The sequence below is a fragment of the Rhodobacter sp. NSM genome (assembly GCF_052244495.1).
Taxonomy (GTDB): domain Bacteria; phylum Pseudomonadota; class Alphaproteobacteria; order Rhodobacterales; family Rhodobacteraceae; genus Cereibacter_A.
On the sequence record NZ_JBQPXH010000034.1, the window covers coordinates 1 to 10,257 of the forward strand.

The window sequence follows — 10,257 nt, forward strand, 5'->3', positions numbered from 1 at the left end:
GGGCACGTTGGAGGAGGCCATCACCGCATCGGTCACGGGAATGGGCGCAATCATCTTCATCCTGATCAGGCCTCCGAGAGGGTCCGCCGCTCCTCACGCCGCGCGATGCTGGCGGAGGTGTAGGTGTTCTGCTCGATCCGCAGCGCGAGCTGCGTGTTCTCGGCGCGCATCCGGGCCAGCTCCTCGCGCATCGCGCGCATCTCGGCGACCATCTCGCGGGTGTCGAGCAGGTCTCGCGTCTGGCTGGCGCTGTAGATCCGGGACGGGCCGGTCACCTCGAGCTCGGGGCCCTGCTCGCCGACGAGGCGGAGCCCGCCGGCATGGACGCCGCCCGTGGCATATCCGGGGATGGTGAGCCCGAGTGCCGACCAGTCGAAGGCAGCCGGCCGGAAGGCCCGCAGGCCCTGCAGGATCTCGTCACGCCCGTAGGCGGCATAGTGTCCGGCCGCGTCGCCGGCGAAGGCGTCATCCGTCTGCAGGTCGGGGTAGAGCCTGAGATAGTCCGCGGCATCGACCGGCACCCTGCGGCGCTGGAACAGGTCCCAAAGGTAGGTGTCGATCGAGCCCGGCAGTCGGCGGATGTTCTCGATACCGTCCGCATCCGAGAAGGTCTCGATGGCGCGCATGATCTGACCGATGCTCCGGCCCTCGGTGTCGATGCCGGCACGTTCGGCCATCGTCATGATCTGCGCGTCCGTGGTTGACCCGGAGTGCGCCGATGACTGCCGACATGGGACGCGTCCTCATACATAAGGCCGCCCGAAGGCGGCCTGTTCATGTTGCGATGGTGGGGCCCGGTCTGGCGGTCACCCGCGCCCTCTGAGCGCCATGCCGATGAGCAGCCCGCGCACCCGCTCGTGGTCGGCATCCCAGCCGCCTTGCGCCTTCGGCAGTGGCGGCGCGTCCACCTCCGCCGGCGGCCTGTAGTCCGGGATCCTGCCCGGCTGGTGGAAGGCGAAGGCCAGGAGGGTCGCAAGCTCGTGCTGGAGCACGCGCCTGTCCTCGATCTCGCGCCTGCGCCGCTTGTAGTCGCCCTCGAGCACCCCCAGCACCTCGCGCGGGGTGAGCCGCCAGAACAGCTCGGTGTCCTGCCCGGCAGCGATCCACCGGGCGAGGAGGTCCTCGATCAGGCCGCGGCCGGCTTTGCCCTGGGCTTGGCCGGCGCCGGGGCGTTTCCCCCGGCGTCCTCGGCCTCGGCCCTGGCTGCCTCGGGGAAGGCGGCGCGGATCGCATCGCCCAGAAGCCGCGAGGCCTCGGCCAGCCCGATCTCGTCGATCAGGTCGCCCGCCGCATCCTCGCTCAGACCCTCGTGACCCATGCCGGCCCAGATCAGGCGCCGGAGCCGCAGCATGTCGCCCTGCGACGCCTCGCCCTGCATCGCCACGATGGCATCGACGAGCGTTTCCCCGGCCCGCTCCTGATAGCGGACCTGGGCGTTGGTGGTGAGCCGGAGGAAGCGCGCGCGCCCCTCCGCCTCGAAAGGAACCGCCCCGCGCATCCCGTTCATGCCTCGGTCCCCCGCGTCCAGGTCGGGGCGCCGGTCCCGCGGATGTTGAGGTTGATGCCGACCGGGGCGCCGAGATCGCCGGCCTCGAGCTGCGGCACCGGGAAGCCGCGGAACTCGAACACGTCGCCGGTGCTCTGGTCCGGGGCGGGCTTCATCGTCACGCGGTAATGGATCGGATGCGCGGCCTCCTGATCGGCGATCATCGCGGCGTAGCCCGCCGAGGTGTAGCCCATCGGGATGGTGATCTGGCCGATGTCCTTCAGCCCCTTGATGTATTCGCGATAGCCGCCCTCGCTGTCGAGCGAGGTCACGTCCTGATAATCCTGCTCGACGGCAGGCACGGCGATGCCTTTGGCTTCCGGGATCGCGCTCCAGGTGGCGCCATCGGTGGAGCGCTCCACCTCGGCCCCGTAGGCGATGATCTGTTTCGAGGCCATCCGGCCCTCCTATGCTGAGTAGATGGTGTGGAAGTCGAGCGAGACCCGGAAGGGCCGCCCCGTGCCGTCGCCCGGCTCGCGCAGATCGCGCGCGCCGTCGAGGAAGACACCCCGGAACCCGCCGCCGCTGTGGCCGTGGAGCACGGCGCGCACGGCGCGGGAAAGCTCTTTGGCTGCGCCGTAGCTCCCGGCGTAGCAGTCGATCTGGACGCGGGCCCGCTGCAGCCCGTCCGGCCCGCTGAGCGTCAGCCCCTCGCGGTCGCTGACGGTGGTGAGCACCAGCGCCGGCAGCGGCTCGCCCTGCGGATGGCGGCCGAAGTTGATGCGGCGGCCGACGAGGGCCGCCACCGCCGGCGCGCCGAGGAGGAGGGCGCGGAGGTCTTCCTCCATGGCGTCAGCCCCGCGCCCTGGCCGCGGCCCGGGCGGCGCGCTTCTCGGCGCGGGTGATGGCCTTCGAGACCTGCTCCCGGAGATCGGCGCCGAGGCGCTCGAGGAGGGCTGCGCGATCCTGATCCCAGGCCGGGCGGAGGAAGGGCTGGGCCGCCATGTGGATGTTGCCGAACTCCTGGTTATGCGCGCTCGGCAGCGGCCCCGCGCCCACGAACATCTCGACGCTGGCCCGGTCGTCGCGGAACATGCGGCGATGCCGCTGCGCCTGCCGCCTGCTGAGGCGCGTCCCGACCGTGATCGAGGGCGCCAGCGTGCGGGTGTCGCCGACCGGGGCCTTGCTCTCAGCCAGATCGGCCATGGGTTGGGCCGCCGTCTTGAGCGCCCGCCGCAGGGCCGCCTTGCCCGCGGCCTTCGACAGCTTTGCAAGCTGCGCCTCGATCTCGCGGAGGCCTGTGACGGAGACGGTGACGCTCATCGGTCGGTCCTCGCGGAACAGGTCAGTTCGAGAAAGCGGCGGCCGCTTTCCCTGATGCCGGAGATCTCGAAGCTGCGGCCCTCGCAGAGGAGCCGGTCCTTCGGTGTGAGGCCCCTCGCGAAGGCGGTGCGGTGGAGCGTGAAGCGGGTGGTGACGCTGGCCGCCACCTCGCCGGCGCTCCAGCGCTCGCCGTCGCTCAGGTCTGCCTTTGCAGCCCAGAGCGGCGGGCCATGATCGGCCCAGACCTCGACCGAGGCGAAGCCGTCGTCGGCGAGCGTGGCGCGCTGGATCTGGATCCGGCGGTCGAAGCGCGGGGCACTCATGCGGCCTCCGGGGAGGGGGCGGCAAAGGCGGAGGCTCTCATTCCGACACCATCGGCCAGGCGTAGCGCGCCTGACGGATCAGCCGCTGGATGCCGAAGGAGAGGGGCGGCGCACTCTCTGCCGGCCCGATCCCGGCGTCATGCCATTCCTTGGCGAGCAGGATCACCGCCTGGCAGAGGCCGCGCGGGATGCGGGCCGGATCCTCGTGGCCGCAGAGCGCGGTGAGGCTGACCGCGCCCTCGGCCGCGGGGCGCTCGAGCGCGGGCTCGGTGAAGCCGCGCACGAGCCGGGCGGCGGGATCGGAGATCTCCACGAGCTCGATCACCGGGGCGATGGGCAGATACCAGCGCGACCAGCGCCCGGCCGGGGTCTCGAAGGCCAGGAGCCGGGGCATGAGGGCGCGGCGGGCGGCGGTCTCGACCACTTCGGTGGCGGCGGCGAGGAGCTCGGCGATCAGGAGATCGTCGTCCGGCCCGTCGAGATGGACCGCCCGCTTGAAGGCCTCGACCGACACCGCGAGCGCCGGGGGCTCGATCACGCGCATGGGCTCACTTCCGCCGGCCCTGCACCGGCAGGTCGGCACCGGCTGCGGGGGCCTTCGGCGCGGTCTCGGCCGGGGTCTCGAGCGCGGCCATGGCGGTCTCGAAGCTCGGGGTAGGGGCGGGTTCCGGCGCTGCAGGGGCAGCGGCCGGAATCGCGGCGGGCGCTCCTTCCGCGGGTCGGTACGGCGCGGCATGGACGCCGATCAGGCCCGCGGCGGTCTCGGGCGCAAAGCCCGCGGTCTCGCCGCGGTTGTAGCGGTTCCAGGGGCGGATGAAGGTGACGATGGTCTTCATGGATCTCTCCGGGAGAAAGGGGGATGGGCCGGCCCGCGCCCGGGCCGGCCGCAGCGTCAGAGCGTCCAGCCGGAGGCGTTGAAGCCGGCGAAGGCTTCGTCATGCGCGGGGGCGAAGTCGTGCTCGGAGATCGCCCGCATCAGCGTGAGATCGTTCTGGAAGGCCGAGACCGTCGCGCCGCTGCCGTCGACGAAGGAGGCGTCGGTCGAGGAGCCCACCACCAGCGCCATGCTGTCGCCGATCATCGCCTCGTCGAAGTCGCCGAAGTAGATCTCGGTCTCGTCGCCGCCTGCGCCGAGGTTGTCCGGGATCTGCGAGCTCGTGCGGATCGGGAAGCCCATGAGCTGGGCCGAGGCGCCGATGGACGGAAAGAGCGGGTTGCCGTTCGCATCCTTCAGGCTCGCGAGCCAGTTCTTCGTCGAGGCCCGCATGATCCAGCCCGGCGAGACCATGCCCACGTCGGCATCCTCGACCAGCGAGACCGCGCGCCGGATCGCCGCCTCGGCCGCCGCCGGCGTGGCGGCGACCGGTGCGGCAGACCAGTTCGCGGGCAGCATCCAGTGCCGCAGCCCCTTCGGCGTGTCGGCGCTGCCGTCGCCGCGGAGGAACGCCAGATCCTCGCGCAGCGCCATCACCTTCAGGAGATCGTCGCGCACGAGCTGCGCCATCGCCACGCCGGAATGGCGCAGGAGCGAGTTGCCGATAGGGACCATGCCCACGAGCTTCTTGAAGCTCTGGTCGATCCTGTCGAAGCTGGGCTGGCTCGGCGCGATGGCGGCATTCTCGGCGGCATAGGCGGCCACCGCCGAGCCCACCTGCTTCGCGTGCCGCATCTCGCCCGCGGGCATGGGCAACGTGCGGGCGCCCGAGGCGCGCACGACGACGCGGGCGCGCAGCATCTCGATCAGCTCGGCGGCCTGGGGCCGGGGGATGGTGACGCCGCCCGCGCCTTCGCTCGCGCCCGAGAGCGCGGCCGAGATCGCGCCATGGCCCTCGGCCTCGAGGAGCCGGACCGCCTTGTCGCGGTCGCCCTTCGTGCGGGCGAGGGCCTGGACCATGAAGCCCGCAGCCACCCCGCGATGCGCCGGATCGGACGCCACGGCCGGCACGGTCTCGGCGCCGACGGCACCCGTGCCGCTCCCGGCGCCCGCGCCATCGCCCTGAGCCGCTGCGGCCTGCGCGGCCTCGACGGTCGCCGCGCGCGTCACGGCGGCATCGGCCCTGGCGAAGGCGGCCTCGGCTGCGGCGAAGGCCGCGGTCTCGGCCTCGAGCGCAGCCGCGTCGGGCGTCTCGGCCGCCTCGAGCGTGCCGATGCGGGCGGCCACCGCGGCCATCGTGTCGGCCGCGGCCTTACGGGCGCGGCGCAGGTCGTCGAGGTTCTGTCGTGCCATGGGATCCTCTCTTGGCAGGGCTGCATCCGCGCAGCCGAACGGCCCCGCCACGGGCGGGGGATGGGTGAAGGGGAGGGGCGGAGGCCGGCCGCGCCCGGGCGGCCCAGGAGTGCAGCCTGGTTTTTCAGGGTCTGGTGCCGACCGTCGCGGCCCGGAGCTGGGTACCAGGCCGCCGGAAACCGCCCGCCGCGGGCTTTCGTTGGGCCGTGGTTGCTACACAAGGAACACCGGAATGCTGAAGCCTCTCGCTGCCTCCATCCTTCTTGCAGGTCCCGCCTTCGCGTCGAGCGATGATGCCTGGACCAAGTTCGCCGCCGAGGTGAAGAGCGCCTGTCTTGCCGCGGCCGGCGATACGCTGTCCGAGGCGTCGGCGGTCGTGGATCCGTTCGGCAGCGAGAGCTATGGGCTGGCCATCGTCAGCGGGCGGACGGCGAACGATGCTCCTGCGAGCATGATCTGCGTCCTGAACAAGGAAAGCCGTTCGGTCGAGATCGGCGGCGAACTTGCGATCAAGGTCACGAACCCGGGGCCCGAGCCTCTGACCGCCGAAGATACCGACAGCGCGGCCCTGACGGGAGAGCTCTTCTGCAGCTTCGAGGCGGAGGCCCGGACGCTCCTCTTCGCCGCGGGGAACGTGGCCTCGGACCAGCCGGCGGAGGCGGCCATCAAGCTCTCGGGCAAGCCGGTGAAGCTGAGCGCCGAAGGCGGGTTTGATGCCATCACCAAGGGCGCCGCGTTCAAAGGCGACGCCGCTTCGGCAGAGGTGGCGGTGACCGGAGAGGCGACCGAGGGAGGCGAGTCTCCTGCCTATCCGGCGACGCTCACCGTTCAGCCCGAAGGCGGCGCCGAGATGGTCGCTGAGGGGCTCTGGCGCTGCGGCCCGTAAGACGCCGAAGACCTGCCGGTCAGCTCCGCGCGACCGCCTTTGCCGCTGCGGCGCGGGCGGCGAAGGCGCGGCTCAGGCTGCGGGACTTCGGCGCCGTGCGCGCGGTAAGGCGGGCGTAGAAGGCGGCGCGGGTCTCGGTGCGGTCGGCGAGGCCACGGCGGATGGCCTCGGGGGCGCGGAAGGTGGCGCCGCCGTCCTGCGGATCGTCGGTGACGCTGAGGCGCGCGGCGAGCTCGGCCGCGGGGATGGCGCGGCCGGTGGAGACGGCGGCGTGGAAGGCGGCCTCGGCCTCGTCGAGGCTGCGCTGGAGCTCGGCGCGGCCGGCTTCGGTCGAGGCGTCGGGGCGTTTGGCGCGGGCGTGGCGGGAGCTCATCTCGAAGATCTGCGCGCCGTTTGCCCCCGGTTGGACATGGGCCGCGGCGGTCAAGGCCACGCCGATGGAGCCCGCGACGGTCAAGGCCACGCCGATGGAGCCCGCGACGGCGCCGGGCGTCATCACGATCTCGGTGGCCTGGGAGGCGAGCCAATAAGCGGCCGAGGCGGCGAGCGGCGAGACGAGGGCATGGACCGGCTTCACGGCCGCCGCGGCGGCGATGGCCTCGGCCGCGGCCTCGATCCCGGTGACGAGGCCGCCGGGGCTGTCGATCTCGAGCACGATGGCGGCGGCATCCTCGCTGGCGGCGAGGTGGGCGAGGGTCTCGGCGAGCCCGTGGTAGGTGGCCCAGCCGAACCAGCGCTCGTACTGCGCCATGTTCGGCGTGAGGATCCCGCGCACCGGCACCACCGCGAGACCGCGCGCAACGGTGAAGCGATCGGGGACGGCCGGGCCGGCCGCCATCCCGGGCGCGACGGCGCTGGCCTCGGGCGCCGCCGAGAGGGCGATGTCAGCCATGGCAGGATCCGTCGTGCTTTCGGGGATCGCCAGCGCGAGAAGGGGCGCGGCCAGATCCTCGGCGAGGGCCATGGGCTGTAGCGGGCCGAAGAGGCTCGCCAGGGTGCGGGTCATGGGTCTGTCTCCTCGCTGCGGGTCATGTTCGGCGCCGGGTTCAGCCGGTCGCCGCCCTCGATCGGGTCGTAGCCGTCGATGCGTCGGGCCTCGTTCGGTGTCAGGATCGGGCCGCCTACCGCCTTGGCGAGCGCCTCGTAACGCTCGCGCGTCGTGGGCCGCAGAAGGGCTCCGAAGTCGTGGCGGAAGAAGAGGCCGGCGCGGCGCTCGGCCTCGGTGAGGACGCCGAGCGCGAGCTGGTCCTCGACCTGCTTCGCCCAGTGCAGGAGGCAGTCGGTCAGGTAATCGATGGCCTGCTGCTCGCCATTGGCCTTCACCCCGTACTCCATCATCTGGAGCTTCGCCGGCGGCACCCGGTAGATCGCCGCGATCTGCTCGCGGTCGAACTTGCGGCTGCCGAGGAGCTCCTGATCGGCCGCCTTCATGTCGAGCGTCTTCACATCCTCGCCCTCGCCGAGGATCGGGAAGCCCTCGACTTCCGGCGCGCGGAGGGCCGCGGCCACCCGGCGGGCGCTCCTGACGCGGGCCTCGTCGTCCTCGTAATCGTCGCGGAGCCGGATCACCGCGCGGGCGGTGACGCCCGAGGCCGCGCGGGCCGCCGACTCCTGGCCTGCAAGCGCGAGGCCCACGCTCTCGGCCGCGACCTCGAGCGGGCTGCGGCCGGTCCAGCCGTCCTCGGCCATGTAGCGCAGGTGGATCATGGCGCGGGCGGGCGCGCGGCGCCGGAGGCCCGCGCCGTCCTCGAAGTCGTAGAACCGGTCCCGGCCGGCGCGGAGCACGCTGCAGCCGGACTGGCGCACGAGGTCGATCAGCTCGAGCTCGCCCGCCCCGTCGCGCGGCGCCCAGGCGAAGGCATTGCCGCGAAGGGTGAAGGCATAGCCCAGGGCAAACCGGACGACCGAGGCCGCCACGCCCGGCGCGGCCTCCACGTTCAGAAGATAGGCCGCGGCATGGTCCCGCACCCGAACCTCGCGGCCGTCGCCGGTGCGCTGGAAGAGCTTCAGCGGCACCTTGGCGAGATCGCCCGCGATCACGGCGCAGCAGGCATAGACCGTGGCATGGCGCTGCGCGATCTCGGCCGAGACGCGGGGCAGGGTGCGGATGCGGCTCGCGCCGCCCGAGTTCCAGCCCACCTCCTGCAGCCAGGGCTTCGGCGCGGCCGTCCCGCTTGCCTCGGCCGAGGCCTGCGGCGCCGTCATCGGCGGCTCAGCGCGGACGGAGGCGCCCGCCATTCGCGAAGCGCCAAATCGCGGCCATCTGCTCATGCCGGTCCTTCCTTCCAGACGGCCATCCCTTGCGGAGCGCCTGATCTTTGTCTTTCGTGTCTTTCGTGATGTTGGTGACCGCCGCAGCGGCTCGAAACGCACTGTCCGCTCCGCGCCTCATTGCAGGCGGTCACCCAGTCATTCCCCGCGAAGCCAAGCCCTGTTTTCAGGAACGGTCTCGAACCTCAGCGCATCGTCAGGTATGACAACCCACGTCTGGGCACTTCGCAGGAAGACGTGATGACTGGGTCGCAGCCAGGATGAATTGTCCAATGTTCCGGGCTTAAGACTGATCTGGCCGGGGGTTCGGTCTGCCCGATGATGGATACGTGTCCCACAATACGGACAGAACGAATTGGTGAAGACCTGCCCACTGTCCGCCACGCGCCTGAAGGTTTTGAGTGTACCCTTCGTCAGCGAGAAACTCTCGGCAGAAATCCGCATCGCCATACCAAAGGCGCTTCCCGACTGGGTCTGGCAGATCGTGCAGTGACACGCATAAATAACTATCGGGGCGGCGCTGACCGTATATCGGATTGCGCCACATTCGCAGCCGCCATGATAGGGAGGGTTCAACCGTTTGTTCCTCGATACCTTGTTCAAGGCATGCTCACATAGGCAATCAACGGCAGCAATGTCCGCAACACCGATCCCGGTAAGAGTGATTCCCGGAGATGTCGCCAGAAGTCGTGGCCGTTCTGCCCGTCCCGAGGGCTGCCGTCCACGAAGCGCGAGCGGAGAGGCCTCCGCTCATGCCGTCTCCACCTCGCGGGCGCGGCGGCGGCCTTCGGCGGCTTCGGCGCGGCCGAGGGCCATGATTGCGGCCACCGCCGGGTCGATCCGGCCCTTCGAGCGGGCCTTGTTCGGCTTGATGTTCTCGGCCGCATCCTCGTCGCGGTGCACGTTCCCCACCGCCCAGGCCAGCACCGGATTGCCCGCGTGGCGGATCCGGCCCTTCGCCACCGCCTCCTCGAACCGCTTCATCGGCGAGGACATCGAGCCGTAGCCCTGCCCGTGCTCGACCAGCGGGAAGCGCCGTTTCAGGAGCTCCTTCGCCATGTATTTCATGCCCCAGCGGTCGTAGGCGAGCTCGCGCAGGTCGAACCGCGCCCGGATCGTCTCGAGCCGCTCGATCACCTGATCCTCGTCGATCACGCCGCCGGAATGGACCTCGAGCCAGCCCGCATCGCGCCAGGCGACGTACTCGCGCTTCTCCTTCTGCGCCCGCGCGATGAAGCCCTTCGGACCCTCGGGGAGGAAGGAATAGGCCAGCAGATAGATCTGCCCGTCCTTCGGCACGGCGACCGAGATCGCGGTGAGGTCGGTGGTCTTCGACAAGTCCAGCCCGACCCAGGCCGGCAGGCCGTAGAGCGACCGCGGATCGAAGGGCTCGGCGCCCTGGTCCCAGACGTCACGGGCGATCCAGGTCTGGGCGCCTTCCGTCCAGAGGTTCATGTGCAGCCGGCGGAAGTTCGGCATCTTGCCCGAGATCACCGTCGCCTCGCGGTACATCTCGCCGAACCGCTCCTCGGAGAAGGCCACGCCGAGGTTCGGGTTCGCCATCTTCCAGAACCGCGGGTCGCCCACGTCGCAGTCGGGCGGGGGCTCGGCCACATAGGCGAAGAAGCTGTCGTCGGTGACGGTGCCCCGCACCACCTCCTCGGCATAGTCGCGCATCTCGCCGCAGAGGCTCGCGCGGTCGGCTCCGGCCGTGGTGATCGCCCAGTCGATCGGCTGGGCC

Annotated in this window: 15 protein-coding genes; 1 reads left to right on the plus strand and 14 read right to left on the minus strand. The window is 71.2% G+C overall.

The genetic code is table 11. The features are described 5' to 3' along the window. Window positions 1-65: 65 nt before the first annotated feature. The 10 genes from ACTVZP_RS21820 to ACTVZP_RS21865 form a co-directional block, all read right to left on the minus strand. A complete protein-coding gene (locus ACTVZP_RS21820) occupies window positions 66-683 on the minus strand; it encodes a hypothetical protein (RefSeq protein ID WP_443214243.1) in 618 nt (205 codons plus the stop codon). A gap of 123 nt (window positions 684-806) precedes the next feature. Next, a complete protein-coding gene (locus ACTVZP_RS21825; RefSeq protein WP_443214244.1) occupies window positions 807-1,043 on the minus strand; it encodes a hypothetical protein in 237 nt (78 codons plus the stop codon). Window positions 1,044-1,126: 83 nt separating this feature from the next. After that, the gene (locus ACTVZP_RS21830) at window positions 1,127-1,507 is read right to left on the minus strand and encodes a hypothetical protein (RefSeq protein WP_443214245.1); all 381 of its coding nucleotides are present in this window, start codon (window positions 1,505-1,507) and stop codon (window positions 1,127-1,129) included. Continuing rightward, a complete protein-coding gene (locus ACTVZP_RS21835; protein ID WP_101341717.1) occupies window positions 1,504-1,944 on the minus strand; it encodes a phage tail protein in 441 nt (146 codons plus the stop codon). Before ACTVZP_RS21835 ends, ACTVZP_RS21830 begins: the two co-directional genes overlap by 4 nt. 9 nt (window positions 1,945-1,953) lie before the next feature. Further along, window positions 1,954-2,334: a DUF3168 domain-containing protein gene (locus ACTVZP_RS21840; RefSeq protein ID WP_443214246.1), complete on the minus strand. Its 381-nt coding sequence runs from the start codon at window positions 2,332-2,334 to the stop codon at window positions 1,954-1,956. Between the two features lie 4 nt (window positions 2,335-2,338). Beyond that, window positions 2,339-2,809, minus strand: a complete 471-nt coding sequence (locus ACTVZP_RS21845; RefSeq protein ID WP_443214247.1) for an HK97-gp10 family putative phage morphogenesis protein — start codon at window positions 2,807-2,809, stop codon at window positions 2,339-2,341. Beyond that, window positions 2,806-3,132: a head-tail adaptor protein gene (locus ACTVZP_RS21850; protein WP_443214248.1), complete on the minus strand. Its 327-nt coding sequence runs from the start codon at window positions 3,130-3,132 to the stop codon at window positions 2,806-2,808. Before ACTVZP_RS21850 ends, ACTVZP_RS21845 begins: the two co-directional genes overlap by 4 nt. Before the next feature lie 37 nt (window positions 3,133-3,169). Further along, the gene (locus ACTVZP_RS21855) at window positions 3,170-3,676 is read right to left on the minus strand and encodes a hypothetical protein (RefSeq protein ID WP_443214249.1); all 507 of its coding nucleotides are present in this window, start codon (window positions 3,674-3,676) and stop codon (window positions 3,170-3,172) included. A gap of 4 nt (window positions 3,677-3,680) precedes the next feature. After that, window positions 3,681-3,968: a hypothetical protein gene (locus ACTVZP_RS21860; protein WP_443214250.1), complete on the minus strand. Its 288-nt coding sequence runs from the start codon at window positions 3,966-3,968 to the stop codon at window positions 3,681-3,683. Between the two features lie 56 nt (window positions 3,969-4,024). Beyond that, on the minus strand, window positions 4,025-5,359 hold the full coding sequence (locus ACTVZP_RS21865; RefSeq protein WP_443214251.1) for a phage major capsid protein: 1,335 nt from the start codon (window positions 5,357-5,359) through the stop codon (window positions 4,025-4,027). A 232-nt stretch (window positions 5,360-5,591) separates the two neighbouring features. Here ACTVZP_RS21865 and ACTVZP_RS21870 point away from each other — a divergent pair, with 232 nt between their 5' ends. Continuing rightward, window positions 5,592-6,245, plus strand: coding sequence for a hypothetical protein (locus tag ACTVZP_RS21870; RefSeq protein ID WP_443214252.1), 654 nt, complete (start codon window positions 5,592-5,594; stop codon window positions 6,243-6,245). Window positions 6,246-6,264: 19 nt separating this feature from the next. Here the strand turns inward: ACTVZP_RS21870 and ACTVZP_RS21875 are convergent, their stop codons facing one another. From ACTVZP_RS21875 to ACTVZP_RS21890, 4 genes are all read right to left on the minus strand, one after another. After that, a complete protein-coding gene (locus ACTVZP_RS21875) occupies window positions 6,265-7,251 on the minus strand; it encodes a S49 family peptidase (RefSeq protein ID WP_443214253.1) in 987 nt (328 codons plus the stop codon). Continuing rightward, complete coding sequence (locus tag ACTVZP_RS21880; protein ID WP_443214256.1) at window positions 7,248-8,483, minus strand: phage portal protein; 1,236 nt, start codon at window positions 8,481-8,483, stop codon at window positions 7,248-7,250. Before ACTVZP_RS21880 ends, ACTVZP_RS21875 begins: the two co-directional genes overlap by 4 nt. A 171-nt stretch (window positions 8,484-8,654) precedes the next feature. Continuing rightward, a complete protein-coding gene (locus ACTVZP_RS21885; protein ID WP_443214254.1) occupies window positions 8,655-9,119 on the minus strand; it encodes a GFA family protein in 465 nt (154 codons plus the stop codon). A gap of 147 nt (window positions 9,120-9,266) precedes the next feature. Then, window positions 9,267-10,257, minus strand: a 991-nt coding sequence (locus ACTVZP_RS21890) for a terminase large subunit (RefSeq protein ID WP_443214255.1), incomplete at its 5' end; no start/stop codon positions are given.

What these genes read in the sequence shown, in the direction of transcription:
- ACTVZP_RS21870 (WP_443214252.1), top strand. Translation starts at nt 5,592, where the DNA reads ATGCTGAAGCCTCTCGCTGCCTCCATCCTTCTTGCAGGTCCCGCCTTC.
- ACTVZP_RS21860 (WP_443214250.1), bottom strand. Translation starts at nt 3,968, where the DNA reads ATGAAGACCATCGTCACCTTCATCCGCCCCTGGAACCGCTACAACCGC.
- ACTVZP_RS21875 (WP_443214253.1), bottom strand. Translation starts at nt 7,251, where the DNA reads ATGACCCGCACCCTGGCGAGCCTCTTCGGCCCGCTACAGCCCATGGCC.
- ACTVZP_RS21820 (WP_443214243.1), bottom strand. Translation starts at nt 683, where the DNA reads ATGACGATGGCCGAACGTGCCGGCATCGACACCGAGGGCCGGAGCATC.
- ACTVZP_RS21865 (WP_443214251.1), bottom strand. Translation starts at nt 5,359, where the DNA reads ATGGCACGACAGAACCTCGACGACCTGCGCCGCGCCCGTAAGGCCGCG.
- ACTVZP_RS21830 (WP_443214245.1), bottom strand. Translation starts at nt 1,507, where the DNA reads ATGAACGGGATGCGCGGGGCGGTTCCTTTCGAGGCGGAGGGGCGCGCG.
- ACTVZP_RS21835 (WP_101341717.1), bottom strand. Translation starts at nt 1,944, where the DNA reads ATGGCCTCGAAACAGATCATCGCCTACGGGGCCGAGGTGGAGCGCTCC.
- ACTVZP_RS21850 (WP_443214248.1), bottom strand. Translation starts at nt 3,132, where the DNA reads ATGAGTGCCCCGCGCTTCGACCGCCGGATCCAGATCCAGCGCGCCACG.
- ACTVZP_RS21855 (WP_443214249.1), bottom strand. Translation starts at nt 3,676, where the DNA reads ATGCGCGTGATCGAGCCCCCGGCGCTCGCGGTGTCGGTCGAGGCCTTC.
- ACTVZP_RS21880 (WP_443214256.1), bottom strand. Translation starts at nt 8,483, where the DNA reads ATGGCGGGCGCCTCCGTCCGCGCTGAGCCGCCGATGACGGCGCCGCAG.
- ACTVZP_RS21845 (WP_443214247.1), bottom strand. Translation starts at nt 2,809, where the DNA reads ATGAGCGTCACCGTCTCCGTCACAGGCCTCCGCGAGATCGAGGCGCAG.
- ACTVZP_RS21840 (WP_443214246.1), bottom strand. Translation starts at nt 2,334, where the DNA reads ATGGAGGAAGACCTCCGCGCCCTCCTCCTCGGCGCGCCGGCGGTGGCG.